This is a genomic window from Mycobacterium mantenii (genome assembly GCF_001667865.1).
Lineage (GTDB): Bacteria > Actinomycetota > Actinomycetes > Mycobacteriales > Mycobacteriaceae > Mycobacterium > Mycobacterium mantenii_A.
This window is the reverse complement of record NZ_LZJP01000046.1, coordinates 26165-39449: the sequence shown is the minus strand read 5'-3', so window position 1 is coordinate 39449 and position 13285 is coordinate 26165. Positions and strand designations below refer to the sequence as shown.

The window sequence follows — 13285 nt, the reverse complement described above, 5'->3', positions numbered from 1 at the left end:
TCGAACGAGCGGAGCGAACGCAGTGAGCGACGGGAGTGAGCCGAACAATCGAGCTATGAGCGACGAAAACGGTTCTGAGCCAACCGAAGCCGCGCCCCAGCCGCACGAGCCGCACATCCAGATCCTCAGGGGCCGACCCACCGTCGAGGAGGTGGCCGCGCTGGTCGCGGTGCTGGGCTGCGCCGGCGGTGCCCCGGAGCCCGACCAGCCCGAGCACACCCGCTGGGGCCTTCCGGTCGACCGGCTGCGTTTCGCGATGACCAACTATCAGCGGCTCACATTCCAGCAAATGACTCACATGAGGCATTGACCCGCCTGGTGCTGGCGTCGGCCTCCTCCGGCCGGCTCAAAGTGCTACGCCAGGCCGGCGTCGATCCGCTGGTCGTGGTGTCCGGCGTCGACGAGGACGCCGTCGCCGCCGCGCTGGGCCCCGATGCGCCGCCAGACGACGTGGTGTGCGCCCTGGCCCGGGCCAAGGCGGAACAGGTGGCCGGCGAACTGGACGGCGACATAGTGGCCGATTGCGTTGTCGTTGGCTGTGATTCGATGCTCTACGTCGGCGACCGGCTGTGCGGGAAGCCCGGCTCGGCCGACGCCGCCGTGAGCCAGTGGCGGCTGATGGGTGGCCGCTCCGGAGTCTTGCACACCGGGCACTGCCTGCTACGGCTGCGCGACGGCGCCATCACCCACCAAGAAGTCGAATCAGTTTGCACCACAGTGCATTTCGCCATCCCATCGGACGCGGACCTGCGGGCTTATGTCGCCCACGGCGAACCGTGGCACGTGGCCGGCGGCTTCACCCTGGACGGCCTGGGCGGCTGGTTCGTCGACGGCATCGACGGCGACCCGTCGAACGTGATCGGCGTCAGCCTGCCGCTGCTGCGGTCGCTGCTGGGGCGGGTCGGGCTGTCGGTGTCCGCGCTGTGGGAGGCTAACGCCGAGCCGGTAAATCGGCGGAGACCCTAGGGTCAAGCCATGACCACGTGGACCGAGTTCACCGCTCAGGCGCCGCGCATCGCCACCATCTTCACCCGTCGTCATCACGCCAGCGGCAACCTGTGCATGCTGGCCACCCTGCGCTCCGACGGGTTCCCCCGGATCAGCCCGATGGAGCCGCGGATCTTCGAGGAACAGCTGTGGCTGCCGGGGATGCCGGCCACCACCAAGTTCCTTGACCTGGCGCGCGACCCGAGGTTCTGTCTGCACACCGCGACCGTCGACACCGAGGTGACCGACGGCGACGCGAAGCTGTGGGGCCTGGCCCGCGTCGTTCCCTACGGCGCAGTGCACCGGCGCTTTGCCGAGACACTGTTCTCCGAGACCGGATTGGACCTGCGCGAGGAGCGATTCGACCTGCTCGGCGCCGAGGTCACCGGGGCATCGGCGGTCGAGGTCCGCGACGGCCACCTGGACATCACCATCTGGAATCCCGGCGGTCCCGAGCGGGTGGTCCGCAAGCACTGACCCGAATAGCCCTTGAGCCCTGGCGGTAGGCTCGGTGGCGTGGCATTACCCCCCGATCCAAGCCCGACATTGTCGGCCTACGCCCACCCCGAGCGACTGGTCACCGCCGACTGGCTGTCCGCCCACCAAGGCACCCCCGGCCTGGCGATCGTCGAATCCGACGAGGACGTTCTGCTCTACGACGTCGGTCATATCCCCGGCGCGGTGAAGGTCGACTGGCACACCGACCTCAACGACCCCCGGGTTCGCGATTACATCGACGGGGCGCAGTTCGCGGAGTTGATGGACCGCAAGGGGATCGCCCGCGACGACACCGTGGTGATCTACGGCGACAAGAGCAACTGGTGGGCGGCGTACGCGCTGTGGGTGTTCACGCTGTTCGGCCACCCCGACGTGCGGCTGCTCAACGGCGGCCGTGACCTGTGGCTGGCCGAGCGCCGGGAGACCACGCTGGACGTCCCCACCAAGACGTCCAGCGGCTACCCCGTCGTCACGCGCAACGACGAACCCATCCGCGCCTTCAAGGACGACGTGCTGGGCATCCTCGGCAGCCAGCCGCTGATCGACGTGCGCTCGCCGGACGAGTACACCGGCAAGCGCACCCACATGCCCGACTACCCCGAGGAAGGCGTGCTGCGCGGCGGCCACATCCCCACCGCGCGGTCGATCCCGTGGGCCAAGGCGGTCGACGACAGCGGCCGGTTCCGCAGGCGCGAGGAGCTCGAGGAGCTCTACGGCTTCATCGAGCCGGACGACAAGACCGTCGTGTACTGCCGCATCGGCGAGCGGTCCAGCCACACCTGGTTCGTGCTGACGCATCTGCTCGGCAAGCCCGGGGTGCGCAACTACGACGGATCGTGGACGGAGTGGGGCAACACCGTGCGCACGCCGATCGTCGCGGGCGAAGAGCCGGGCGCCGTTCCGGCCTGATGGAGCCGCGATGACTCTGCCCGCTCCCCTGGCCGAGGTGGTGTCCGACTTCGCCGAAGTCGAGGGCCAGGACAAGCTCGCCCTGCTGCTGGAATTCGCCAACGAGCTGCCGGCGCTGCCGCCCGACCTCCAAGAGGCGGCCATGGAGCCGGTGCCCGAATGCCAGACCCCGCTGTTTCTGCATGTCGACGCCAGCGACCCCGACCGGGTGCGGCTGCACTTCAGCGCGCCCGCCGAATCGCCGACCACGCGGGGGTTCGCGTCGATCCTGGCCGCCGGCCTCGACGAACAGCCCGCCGCCGACATCCTGGCGGTGCCCGAGGATTTCTACACCGACCTCGGGCTGGCCGCGCTGATCAGCCCGCTGCGGTTGCGCGGCTTGTCGGCGATGCTGGCCCGGATCAAACGGCGGCTGCGAGCTACTGCCGAGTAACCCCCGAATTGCGACACCGCTCGTCGGGCCGAACGGCGCGGCGCTTAGACTTCCCGTGAACTCGTTGTAAGAAATTCTCTTAAAGACGCACGCAGGGAACCTCTCTGCAGATAGGCCAAACAGGAGGCGCAGTGGCCAGTCACGCCAGCTCAAGGATCTCCAAGGTGCTCGTCGCCAACCGCGGCGAAATCGCAGTCCGGGTGATCCGGGCGGCCCGCGACGCGGGCCTGTCCAGCGTGGCGGTCTACGCCGAGCCCGACGCCGACGCGCCGCACGTGCGCCTCGCCGACGAGGCGTTCGCCCTGGGCGGTCAGACGTCGGCGGAGTCGTACCTGGACTTCGGCAAGCTGCTGGACGCGGCGGCCAAGTCCGGCGCCAACGCCGTCCACCCCGGCTACGGCTTCCTGTCGGAGAACGCCGATTTCGCGCAGGCCGTCCTCGACGCCGGCCTGATCTGGATCGGGCCCAGCCCGCAGTCCATCCGCGACCTCGGTGACAAGGTCACCGCCCGCCACATCGCCGCCCGCGCCCAGGCGCCGCTGGTGCCCGGCACCCCCGACCCGGTCAAGGACGCCGACGAGGTGGTGGCGTTCGCCAAGGAGTACGGCGTGCCGATCGCGATCAAGGCGGCGTTCGGCGGCGGCGGGCGCGGCATGAAGGTGGCCCGCACCATCGAGGAGATCCCCGAGCTGTTCGAGTCGGCCACCCGCGAGGCCGTCGCGGCGTTCGGCCGCGGTGAGTGCTTCGTCGAGCGCTACCTTGACAAGCCGCGCCACGTCGAGGCGCAGGTGATCGCCGACCAGCACGGCAACGTCATCGTCGCCGGCACCCGCGACTGCTCGCTGCAGCGCCGCTTCCAGAAGCTGGTCGAAGAGGCCCCCGCGCCGTTCCTGACCGACGCGCAGCGCAAGGAGATCCACGAGTCGGCCAAGCGGATCTGCAAGGAAGCGCACTACTACGGAGCCGGGACCGTCGAGTACCTGGTCGGCCAGGACGGCCTGATCTCCTTCCTGGAGGTCAACACCCGTCTGCAGGTCGAGCACCCGGTCACCGAGGAGACCGCCGGCATCGACCTGGTGCTGCAGCAGTTCAAGATCGCCAACGGCGAGAAGCTGGACCTCACCGAGGATCCGACGCCGCGCGGGCACGCCATCGAATTCCGGATCAACGGCGAGGACGCCGGACGCGGCTTCCTGCCCGCCCCCGGTCCGGTCACCCGCTACGACATCCCGACCGGGCCCGGCGTCCGGCTGGACTCGGGCGTCGAGGCCGGTTCGGTGATCGGCGGCCAGTTCGACTCGATGCTGTCCAAGTTGATCGTGCACGGCGCCACCCGCGAGGAGGCGCTCGCCCGCTCGCGCCGGGCGCTGGACGAATTCCACGTCGAGGGTCTGGCCACGGTCATCCCGTTCCACCGCGCCGTGGTGAGTGACCCGGCGTTCATCGGTGACGACGAAGGCTTCTCGGTGCACACCCGCTGGATCGAGACCGAGTGGAACAACACCATCGAACCGTTCACCGGCGGCGAGCCGCTGGACGAAGAGGACGCCCGGCCGCGCCAGAAGGTGGTCGTGGAGGTCGGCGGGCGCCGGCTCGAGGTGTCGCTGCCCGGCGACCTGGCGCTGTCCAACGGTGGCGCCGCCGACCCGGCCGGTGTCATCCGCAAGAAGCCCAAGGCGCGCAAGCGCGGGTCGCACGCGGGCGCGGCCGCCTCGGGCGATGCGGTCACCGCGCCCATGCAGGGCACCGTGGTCAAGGTCGCCGTCGAGGAAGGCCAGGAGGTCGCCGCGGGCGACCTGGTGGTGGTGCTCGAGGCGATGAAGATGGAGAACCCGGTCACCGCGCACAAGGACGGTGTGATCACCGGGCTTGCGGTCGAGGCCGGTGCGGCCATCACCCAGGGCACGGTGCTCGCCGAGATCAAGTAGCGCGGGCGCACTGATTTCACCGACTACGTTGTAGGGCCCGGCTACCGCGAGTAGGGTTGCGGTCAAGGTTGAGTTCACAGCCGCCCGGGATACGTCTGTGACGTTGGGGGTGGGCGGAATTCCCTCCTTCTCCAGGCTTCTTTCACGTAGCTGACGTATCCGCAGCAGTATTCCCCTGAGTGGGATGGAGTCAGCGATGTCTGTGGCCCAATCCTGGCAGCGAAGCCGCACAGCACAATTCACCGCCCGCTGGGGCCCGACGGGCACCCTGATCACGGTCGATGGTGAACTCGACGCGGCCAACGCCGATCAACTCGCCGCGTACGTGCGGCAGAGCACCAGCCGCTCCAAGCGGTTGATCGTTGACCTACGTGGCCTGAAATTCATTGGTACCGCGGGCTTTTCGGCGTTGCACCGGATCAACGTGGCATGCTCGGGCGCCCAGGTGTCCTGGGCCATGGCGCCGAGCCCGGCCGTGGCCAGGTTGCTGCGTGTCTGCGACCCGGACGCGACCCTGCCGGTGACGACGCCGCAGGCCGAGCCGCTGCTGGAACCGCTCTGGGTCGAAGACGAGCCGCGGCCGCTACTGCAACTGGTCCCGGAGCCGAGTTAGCGACTTCGCCAGCAGCCGCGACACGTGCATCTGGGAGATGCCGACCCGCTCGGCGATCTGGGTCTGCGTCATCGACTCGAAGAACCGCAGCACCAACACAGTCCGTTCCCGCTCGGGCAGCGCCTCGAGCAACGGGCGCAGGGATTCCTGATCCTCGATGCGGTCCAGGCCGGTGTCGACGTCGCCGAGGGTGTCCGCGATCGCGCGGGCTTCCTCTTCCTCGCCACCGCCACCGCTGTCGATGGACAAGGTGTTGTAGGAGCTGCCCGCCACCAGGCCCTCGACGACCTCTTCGCGATCCATGTCGAGCTCCGCGGCCAGTTCGGTCGCGGTCGGCGCCCGGCCCAGCCGTTGCGACAGGTCGGCGGTGGCGGTGCCCAGCCGCAGGTGCAGCTCCTTGAGCCGCCGCGGAACCTTGACCGACCAGCTGTTGTCGCGGAAGTGGCGCCGGACCTCGCCCATGATCGTGGGCACCGCGAACGAGACGAAGTCCGAGCCGGCGTCGACGTCGAAACGGACCACGGCGTTGACCAAGCCGACCCGCGCAACCTGAACCAGGTCGTCCCGCGGTTCGCCGCGTCCCTCGAAGCGGCGCGCGATGTGGTCGGCGAGCGGCAGGCAGCGCTCGACGATTTTGTCCCGTTGACGCTGGAATTCCATGGAGTCGGGTGTGGCACGGGCCAACTCACGGAACATGTCCGGGACATCGGCGTATTCGTTCGGCCGTGAAACCGAACCGCCGGCAGCTCGCGCTGTCACCTGCTGGAGGCCGCCCGTCGCGCCGTCAGCGTGATGCCGAAAACACTGCCGGCTTCGTTGGGTTCGCGACCGTCATGGAAGGTCTGGACGTCGTCGGCCAGCGACGTCAGCACATGCCAGCTGAAGCTGCCGGGCGCCACGACGTCGTGGGTGTCGCACGCCGCGGAGGCTTCCACCACCAATTGATCGTCTTGCGGGTCGACCACGACGATCAACGTCGCGTCGGGGGTGGCCGAACGAATCAACCGGGTGCACACTTCGTCGACCGCGAGCCGCAGGTCCGCCACCGCATCGAAATCCAGATCCTCGAAGGTGCCGATGGCACCGACCAGGGTGCGCAGCATCGCGAGGTTCTCCAGGCGCGCGGCAACGTGAAGCTCGACGGCGCGGTGGCCGCGCGGACGCTTGTCAGCGTGCGATCCAGCATCGTTCATATGGTCTCCCGGCAGTGATTGACTGACACTACTACTGCCTCGCAGTCCGCCGTGGACCTCGCGCTCGAGCCGGTCAGTCATGATCGCCGCCGGGTATTCCGCCCGCCATCGCCGGGGTCACGCTGGTCATATTCATAGTCGTCGCAGTAGGCATCTTTATGTCGCTGTGTTCGTGGTGCTGTGCCCCATGATGGGGTGACCACGCTAACGCAACCGTTCCGGCACTCATCATGGTGCAAACCTGATACCCACAACTTCACGCCGGTAACCTAGCAATTGGCTTTCATGCGCTATTTCACACGCCCGGCGTCGGGGCAGGTCACCCGCCAAAAAGCCGCGCCAGAGATTGGCCGAGGCGGCCTAGCTGGCCGGTCGTTGCCGGTGCACCTCGGGATGTTCGGTGTACCAGCGATCAGCGATCCTGCGAATCCTTCGGTGCTCCACCGCGAGCCAGGCCAGCCCCAGCACCGTGGCGATGGCCGCGACGACGGCCGCGGTCACGCCTTCGTGGTGGTGTCCGCTGGCGAAGGCCGACAGACTGCCGCAGGCGCCGATCACGCCGGCGACGACCAAGAGGTATCCGGGCCACTGCAGGACGTCGATCAGCGACTCGCCGGCGAGCGGTCGCGTTGTCCTCAGATGGTCGACGGGGTCGTGATAGGTGTCTCCCATAGCTGCTCCTAACCGCAATATCAACGTTAGATCGCGGGAGAACAAACCTAAAGAGCCAGTACCGGACCGGCGATCGGGGCGACTCCCATGGCGACCATCAGCGCCATCGCGGTCAGGAGAAACCAGCCCGCGCCGTGCCATCCCCACCAGGTCCCCCGGGCCTTCCACACCAGATAGGTGCGCACGAACGCCCAGATGCCGGCGCCGAGCGCGATGACCGGACCCCCGAACGCCAACAGGGTGCGCTGCGGCGGACCGCACGCCACCGTGTCCACGCTCACCCCCGGGCAGGTACTCACCCACACGGCGGCGACCAACACGAAGCCGACGGCGGCCAGCGTGGCCAGGACGGCAAACCGGACGGCGGCGAGCACCTCGCCGTCCTGCTGGCCCAGGCGGTCACCGCCCGGTCGTTCGTCCGCTTTCTGCATCGTCCCCACAACCCCTCATGGGCACCGTTTCGGGCCCCGCGCTCAATTCATCGCTCGCCACGTCGCATTGGTTACGGCGCCGGTAGCAGCGGAAGAGGCACGAAAACAAATACCCCGTGGCAAACCGCGGTAAACGGGATCGACGTGAGATCAAGTGCTACCTCATATCCCGCAGCGCGGCGCGGATCGCTTGCAGCGCGGCGTCGATCTCCGCGCGCGAGACACTCAGCGCCGGGCGGAACCGGACACCGTCATGACCCGACGGCAGCACGATGACCGCGCGGCGCCATAGCCGGCGGATCAGCTCGTCGCGGTCGGCGGTGGTCGGCAGGCTGAACGCACACATCAGGCCGCGGCCGCGGGGATCGAGCACCATCCCGGGAAATTCGCCGGCGAGCTCCTCGAGGCGGCCGCGCAGGTAGGCACCCTGTTCGGCGGCGTGGTCGAACAGTTCCTCGGCCTCGATCACCTCCAGGATGCGGCGGGCGCGCACCATGTCGGCCAGGTTGCCGCCCCACGTCGAGTTCACCCGCGAGGAGACCGCGAACACGTTGTCGGTGACCTCGTCGACCCGGCGGCCCGCCATGACGCCACACACCTGGGTCTTCTTGCCGAACGCGACGGCGTCCGGCTGCACGCCCAATTGCTGGTAGGCCCACGGTGTTCCGGTCAGGCCGCAGCCCGTCTGCACCTCGTCGAAGATCAGCAAAGCGTCGTATTCGTCGCACAGCGCGCGCATGGCCGCGAAGAACTCGGGCCGGAAGTGCCGGTCGCCGCCCTCGCCCTGAATGGGTTCGGCGATAAAGCAGGCGATGTCGTGCGGGTGGGATTCGAAGGCCGCACGGGCCTGGCACAGCGACTCGGCTTCGGCCGCCGCCATCCCCGCCCCGTCCAGGCCGGGCCGGATGAACGGCGCATCGATGCGTGGCCAGTCGAACTTGGGGAAGCGGGCCACCGTGACCGGCTTGGTGTTGGTCAGCGACAGCGTGTATCCGCTGCGCCCGTGGAACGCGCCGCGCAGGTGCAGCACCCGGGTGCCCAGCGCCGGGTCGATCCCGCGGGCCTCGTTGCGCCGGCTCTTCCAGTCGAACGCCACCTTGAGCGCGTTCTCCACGGCGAGCGTGCCACCGTCGACGAAGAACAGGTGCGGCAGGGCCGGGTCGCCCAGCACCCGGGCGAACGTTTCGACGAAGCCGGCCATCGCCACCGAGTACACGTCGGAGTTGCTGGGCTTGTTGAGCGCGGCCTGCGCCAGCTCCGCACGGAAGTCCGTGTCGCCGGCCAGCGCGGGGTGGTTCATGCCCAGCGCCGACGAGGCGAAGAAGGTGAACATGTCCAGGTATCGCCGGCCGTCGCGGGCGTCGTACAGGTAGGAACCGGTGGAGCGGGCCAGATCGAGCACGAAGTCGAAACCGTCGACCAGAATGCTGCGCGCCAGCACCTCGTGGACCCGGTCGGGCTCGGTGCGCCGACCGGCGCGGGTGAAGCGTTCCACGGCCGCGGTCATGGCGCCCATAGTAGCTGGTTTTTACGGAATCATGAGGAGTACGCCGTATATTTTATGGTATTCGTTGCCTATCAGCGTAAAAAGTATTCAGAATGATGGTGCTTCGCGTCTTGACGTTCGCTGCGGTCCGGATCCGCTGCAGCAGGTCCTCCAGCGCACGGGCGGACTCGACCCGCACCAGCAGGACGTAGCTTTCCTCGCCGGCCACCGAGTGACACGATTCGATCTCCTCGATGTGCTCGAGGCGCGCGGGCGCATCATCGGGTTGAGAGGGATCCAGAGGAGTGATGGCCACGAACGCCGACAGCCGATGCCCGACCGCCTCCGGGTCGATGCGCGCCGAGTATCCCGAGATCACGCCGCGCGCCTCGAGCCTGCGCACCCGCGACTGCACCGCCGAGACCGACAGCCGGGCGCTGGCGGCCAGCTCCGCCAACGTCGCACGGCCGTCGGCGACCAGTTCGCGCACCAGAATCCGGTCGACATCGTCGAGCGTCTCACTCATGGCCGGAGACTATCGCAGGAACGGCCGGCCGTGACCCGCAAGAAATGGCTGCGCACCTGGCAGCTTCGGGAGCGCTTCGCCGCGGGCCTGTCGGCGATGTACGCCGCCGAGGTGCCCGCCTACGGGACCCTGGTCGAGGTCAGCGGGCAGGTCAACGCCGATTACGCGGCGCGTCACGGCAGCGCCGAGCGGTTCGGCTCGCTGCGGCGGGTCACCGCCGAACGCCATGGCGCCATCCGGGTGGGCAGCCCGGCCGAACTGGCCGCCGTCGCCGACCTTTTCGCCGCGTTCGGCATGCTGCCGGTGGGCTACTACGACCTGCGCGGTGCGGCCTCACCCGTTCCGGTGGTGTCGACCGCGTTTCGGCCCATCGACGCAAACGAGTTGTCGCAGAACCCGTTTCGGGTGTTCACGTCGATGCTGGCCACCCGCGACGCGCGCTATTTCGACCGGGACCTGCGCCGCCGCGTCAACGCCTTCCTGGCCCGGCGCCGGCTGTTCGACCCGGCACTGCTGGCCCGGGCGCGGATCATCGCCGCCGACGGCGGATGCCGAGCCGACGCCGCACCCGCGTTCGTCGCGGCAGCGGTGGCGGCATTCGCGTTGTCCCGCGAGCCGATCGAGCGATCCTGGTACGAGGAACTGGCGCGGGTATCCGCGGTGGCCGCCGACATCGCCGGCGTCGGCTCCACCCACATCAACCACCTGACGCCCCGGGTGCTCGACATCGACGATCTGTACCGGCGGATGGCCCGGCGCGGCATCACCATGATCGATGCCATCCAGGGCCCACCCCGCACCGACGGACCCCCGGTGCTGTTGCGCCAGACCTCTTTTCGCGCGCTGGCCGAACCCCGCCGCTTCCGCGACGACGACGGCCGCATCACCGAGGGGACGCTGCGGGTGCGCTTCGGCGAAGTGGAGGCGCGAGGTGTGGCGCTGACACCGAAGGGCCGGGAACGCTACGACGCCGCGATGGCCACCGCCGACCCGGCCGCGGTGTGGGCGGATTACTTCCCGCGCACCGACGCCGAGATGGCCGCCGCGGGGCTGGCCTACTACCGCGGCGGTGACCCGAGCGCACCGATCGTCTACGAGGACTTTCTGCCCGCGTCGGCGGCGGGCATCTTCCGGTCGAACCTGGATTCCGACGCCGGCTTCGAAAACGATTCTGCCGCCGACGATTCCGGCTACGACGCGCTGTGGCTGGCCGGCGCCATCGGCCGCGAGATTCACGACCCGTACCCGCTGTACGAAGCGATGTCCCAGGAGGCACCCTGATGAGCATGCCCACCGCCGGTGACGATGCAGAGCGAAGCGATGGGGAGGAACGGCGCATGCCCACCGCGGACGACTTGCGCGCCCGGGCGCGCGACGCCCTGCGGGCGATGGGATCCGACATCGCACTCGGGGAGCCCGACGCCCACGGGATGGCGGCCAGCACACCGATCACCGGCGAGGTGCTGTTCACCGTCGCGCCCACCACGCCCGAACAGACCGAGCGGGTGATCACCGAAGCCGCCCAAGCGTTTTCGGTGTGGCGGCGCACACCGCCCCCGGTCCGCGGCGCGCTGGTGGCGCGCCTCGGCGAGCTGCTGACCGCACACAAGGACGAGCTGGCCACCCTGGTGACCCTCGAGGTCGGCAAGATCACCTCCGAGGCCGCCGGCGAGGTGCAGGAGATGATCGACATCTGCCAGTTCGCCGTCGGACTGTCGCGCCAGCTCTACGGCCGCACCATCGCCTCGGAACGCCCCGGCCATCGATTGCTGGAGAGCTGGCATCCGCTCGGGGTGGTGGGGGTGATCACCGCGTTCAACTTCCCGGTCGCCGTGTGGGCCTGGAACGCCGCACTGGCCCTGGTGTGCGGCGACCCGGTGGTGTGGAAGCCCTCGGAGCTGACGCCGTTGACGGCCCTGGCCACGCAGTCCCTGATCGCCCGGGCCGCGGCCGATGTCGGCGCGCCCGCCGCGGTGAGCTCCGTGGTGCTCGGGGACCGCGACCTCGGGGAGCTGCTGGTGGACGACCCCCGCATCGCGCTGGTCTCGGCGACCGGTTCGGTCTCGATGGGCCGGGCCGTCGGGCCGCGCGTCGCCGCCCGGTTCGGCCGGGTGCTGCTGGAATTGGGCGGCAACAACGCCGCCATCGTGACGCCGTCGGCCGACCTGGACCTCGCGGTGCGGGCCGTGGTGTTCGCCGCCGCCGGCACCGCCGGTCAACGCTGCACCAGCCTGCGCCGGCTGATCGTGCACCGCTCAATGGCCGACGAGGTCGTCGCGCGCGTCGCGTCCGCCTTCGCCCAACTGCCGATCGGCGACCCGTCCGCGCCGGGCACACTCGTCGGACCGCTGATCCACGAGACCGCCTACCGCGACATGGTGGGGGCGCTGGAACAGGCGCGCGCCGACGGCGGCGAGGTCATCGGCGGCGACCGCGCCCACCCCGGGGTCGTCGAACACCCGAGTTCCTATTACGTCGCGCCGGCCCTGGTGCGCATGCCCGCACAGACCGCCATCGTGACGACCGAAACGTTCGCGCCCATCCTCTATGTGCTGACCTACGACGATCTGGATGACGCGATTGCGCTCAATAATGCGGTGCCACAAGGGCTTTCGTCTTCCATCTTCACCACCGACCTGCGGGAGTCCGAGCGGTTCCTGGCCGAATCCGACTGTGGAATCGCCAATGTCAACATTGGCACGTCCGGTGCGGAGATCGGCGGTGCGTTCGGCGGGGAGAAGGAAACCGGCGGCGGACGCGAATCCGGGACGGACTCATGGAAGGCCTACATGCGCCAAAGTACCAATACCGTCAATTATTCCGGCGAGTTGCCGCTGGCCCAGGGCGTGGAGTTCGGATGAATGCAATGTGGCGGGCGTCTCATGTCGTATGAGTACTATCTGACACATGCCGACAGCCCGCAGGCGCTTGTCCCCCGAGGATCGACGCGCTGAGCTGCTCGCTTTAGGGGCAGAGGTCTTCGGGAAGCGACCCTACGACGAGGTCCGCATCGACGAGATTGCGGAACGCGCCGGGGTGTCGCGGGCCCTGATGTACCACTACTTCCCGGACAAGCGAGCGTTTTTCGCGGCGGTGGTCAAGGACGAGGCCGACCGCTTGTACGAGAACACCAACATGGACGACGCCAGCGGCCTGACCATGTACGAAGAGGTCCGCACCGGTGTGATGGCCTACATGGCCTACCACGAGCAGAACCCCGAGGCCGCGTGGGCCGCCTATGTCGGCCTCGGCCGTTCCGACCCGGTTCTGCTGGGCGTCGACGACGAAGCCAAGAACCGTCAGCTCGAACACATCATGAGCCGGATCACCGACCTCGTGGCCAAGACACCCGCGAGGAAGCTGGAACCCGACGTCGAGCGCGACCTCCGGGTGATCTGTCACGGCTGGCTGGCGTTCACCTTCGAGCTGTGCCGGCAACGCATCATCGACCCCACAACCAATGCCGATCGCCTCGCCGACGCCTGCGCGCACTCACTGTTCGACGCCATCGCCCGGGTCCCCGAGATCCCCGAGGAACTGTCCCACGCGATGTCGACCGCCCGTATCGAGCCGCGCTAGCCGACGCCTTGTCGGTGCCCGTTGGCACCA

16 protein-coding genes are annotated in these 13285 nt (G+C 68.7%); 10 read left to right on the top strand and 6 right to left on the bottom strand.

Annotation, left to right across the window (positions count from 1 at the left end):
- Positions 1 to 55: 55 nt before the first annotated feature.
- The 7 genes from A5688_RS07885 to A5688_RS07855 all read left to right on the top strand — a co-directional run bounded on the left by A5688_RS07885 (position 56) and on the right by A5688_RS07855 (position 5368).
- Complete coding sequence (locus A5688_RS07885) at positions 56 to 310, top strand: acyl-CoA carboxylase subunit epsilon (protein ID WP_067832532.1); 255 nt, start codon at positions 56 to 58, stop codon at positions 308 to 310.
- Entirely contained in the window at positions 307 to 966 is a 660-nt protein-coding gene (locus A5688_RS07880; RefSeq protein WP_067914269.1) for a Maf family protein, read from the top strand. Before A5688_RS07885 ends, A5688_RS07880 begins: the two co-directional genes overlap by 4 nt.
- Before the next feature lie 9 nt (positions 967 to 975).
- Positions 976 to 1464 carry a pyridoxamine 5'-phosphate oxidase family protein gene (locus tag A5688_RS07875; protein ID WP_067832523.1) on the top strand — a complete coding sequence of 163 codons (489 nt, stop codon included), beginning with the start codon at positions 976 to 978 and terminating at the stop codon, positions 1462 to 1464.
- A gap of 39 nt (positions 1465 to 1503) precedes the next feature.
- Positions 1504 to 2394 (top strand): sulfurtransferase, encoded by an 891-nt coding sequence (locus tag A5688_RS07870; protein WP_067832518.1) that lies wholly within the window; start codon positions 1504 to 1506, stop codon positions 2392 to 2394.
- Positions 2395 to 2404: 10 nt separating this feature from the next.
- On the top strand, positions 2405 to 2827 hold the full coding sequence (locus A5688_RS07865; protein ID WP_067832512.1) for a SufE family protein: 423 nt from the start codon (positions 2405 to 2407) through the stop codon (positions 2825 to 2827).
- A gap of 131 nt (positions 2828 to 2958) precedes the next feature.
- Positions 2959 to 4755 carry an acetyl/propionyl/methylcrotonyl-CoA carboxylase subunit alpha gene (locus A5688_RS07860; protein ID WP_067914266.1) on the top strand — a complete coding sequence of 599 codons (1797 nt, stop codon included), beginning with the start codon at positions 2959 to 2961 and terminating at the stop codon, positions 4753 to 4755.
- Between the two features lie 184 nt (positions 4756 to 4939).
- Entirely contained in the window at positions 4940 to 5368 is a 429-nt protein-coding gene (locus A5688_RS07855; protein ID WP_067914263.1) for an STAS domain-containing protein, read from the top strand.
- Here the strand turns inward: A5688_RS07855 and A5688_RS07850 are convergent.
- The 6 genes from A5688_RS07850 to A5688_RS07825 all read right to left on the bottom strand — a co-directional run bounded on the left by A5688_RS07850 (position 5339) and on the right by A5688_RS07825 (position 9676).
- Positions 5339 to 6127, bottom strand: a complete 789-nt coding sequence (locus A5688_RS07850) for an RNA polymerase sigma factor SigF (RefSeq protein ID WP_067832501.1) — start codon at positions 6125 to 6127, stop codon at positions 5339 to 5341. The genes A5688_RS07855 and A5688_RS07850 overlap by 30 nt on opposite strands.
- Positions 6124 to 6561, bottom strand: a complete 438-nt coding sequence (locus A5688_RS07845) for an ATP-binding protein (protein ID WP_067914261.1) — start codon at positions 6559 to 6561, stop codon at positions 6124 to 6126. Before A5688_RS07845 ends, A5688_RS07850 begins: the two co-directional genes overlap by 4 nt.
- Positions 6562 to 6921: 360 nt before the next feature.
- Positions 6922 to 7233: a protein UsfY gene (gene usfY, locus A5688_RS07840; protein WP_067914258.1), complete on the bottom strand. Its 312-nt coding sequence runs from the start codon at positions 7231 to 7233 to the stop codon at positions 6922 to 6924.
- A 47-nt stretch (positions 7234 to 7280) separates the two neighbouring features.
- Entirely contained in the window at positions 7281 to 7664 is a 384-nt protein-coding gene (locus A5688_RS07835; protein WP_067914315.1) for a hypothetical protein, read from the bottom strand.
- A gap of 157 nt (positions 7665 to 7821) precedes the next feature.
- Positions 7822 to 9171: an L-lysine 6-transaminase gene (gene lat / locus A5688_RS07830; protein ID WP_067914312.1), complete on the bottom strand. Its 1350-nt coding sequence runs from the start codon at positions 9169 to 9171 to the stop codon at positions 7822 to 7824.
- A gap of 52 nt (positions 9172 to 9223) precedes the next feature.
- Positions 9224 to 9676 (bottom strand): Lrp/AsnC family transcriptional regulator, encoded by a 453-nt coding sequence (locus tag A5688_RS07825; RefSeq protein WP_067832494.1) that lies wholly within the window; start codon positions 9674 to 9676, stop codon positions 9224 to 9226.
- Between the two features lie 30 nt (positions 9677 to 9706).
- Here A5688_RS07825 and hglS point away from each other — a divergent pair, with 30 nt between their 5' ends.
- From hglS to A5688_RS07810, 3 genes are read left to right on the top strand one after another with little or no spacing between them, the layout of a single operon-like run.
- Positions 9707 to 10957: a 2-oxoadipate dioxygenase/decarboxylase gene (gene hglS / locus A5688_RS07820; protein WP_067914256.1), complete on the top strand. Its 1251-nt coding sequence runs from the start codon at positions 9707 to 9709 to the stop codon at positions 10955 to 10957.
- 56 nt (positions 10958 to 11013) lie between these two features.
- A complete protein-coding gene (gene amaB, locus A5688_RS07815; RefSeq protein WP_068268120.1) occupies positions 11014 to 12537 on the top strand; it encodes an L-piperidine-6-carboxylate dehydrogenase in 1524 nt (507 codons plus the stop codon).
- 46 nt (positions 12538 to 12583) lie between these two features.
- A complete protein-coding gene (locus A5688_RS07810; RefSeq protein ID WP_067832489.1) occupies positions 12584 to 13255 on the top strand; it encodes a TetR/AcrR family transcriptional regulator in 672 nt (223 codons plus the stop codon).
- Positions 13256 to 13285 lie beyond the last annotated feature (30 nt).

Coding starts and splice junctions, on each gene's coding strand:
- A5688_RS07885 (WP_067832532.1), top strand. CDS start 56: ATGAGCGACGAAAACGGTTCTGAGCCAACCGAAGCCGCGCCCCAGCCG.
- A5688_RS07875 (WP_067832523.1), top strand. CDS start 976: ATGACCACGTGGACCGAGTTCACCGCTCAGGCGCCGCGCATCGCCACC.
- A5688_RS07865 (WP_067832512.1), top strand. CDS start 2,405: ATGACTCTGCCCGCTCCCCTGGCCGAGGTGGTGTCCGACTTCGCCGAA.
- A5688_RS07855 (WP_067914263.1), top strand. CDS start 4,940: ATGGAGTCAGCGATGTCTGTGGCCCAATCCTGGCAGCGAAGCCGCACA.
- A5688_RS07845 (WP_067914261.1), bottom strand. CDS start 6,561: ATGAACGATGCTGGATCGCACGCTGACAAGCGTCCGCGCGGCCACCGC.
- usfY (WP_067914258.1), bottom strand. CDS start 7,233: ATGGGAGACACCTATCACGACCCCGTCGACCATCTGAGGACAACGCGA.
- A5688_RS07835 (WP_067914315.1), bottom strand. CDS start 7,664: ATGCAGAAAGCGGACGAACGACCGGGCGGTGACCGCCTGGGCCAGCAG.
- lat (WP_067914312.1), bottom strand. CDS start 9,171: ATGACCGCGGCCGTGGAACGCTTCACCCGCGCCGGTCGGCGCACCGAG.
- A5688_RS07825 (WP_067832494.1), bottom strand. CDS start 9,676: ATGAGTGAGACGCTCGACGATGTCGACCGGATTCTGGTGCGCGAACTG.
- amaB (WP_068268120.1), top strand. CDS start 11,014: ATGCCCACCGCGGACGACTTGCGCGCCCGGGCGCGCGACGCCCTGCGG.
- A5688_RS07810 (WP_067832489.1), top strand. CDS start 12,584: ATGCCGACAGCCCGCAGGCGCTTGTCCCCCGAGGATCGACGCGCTGAG.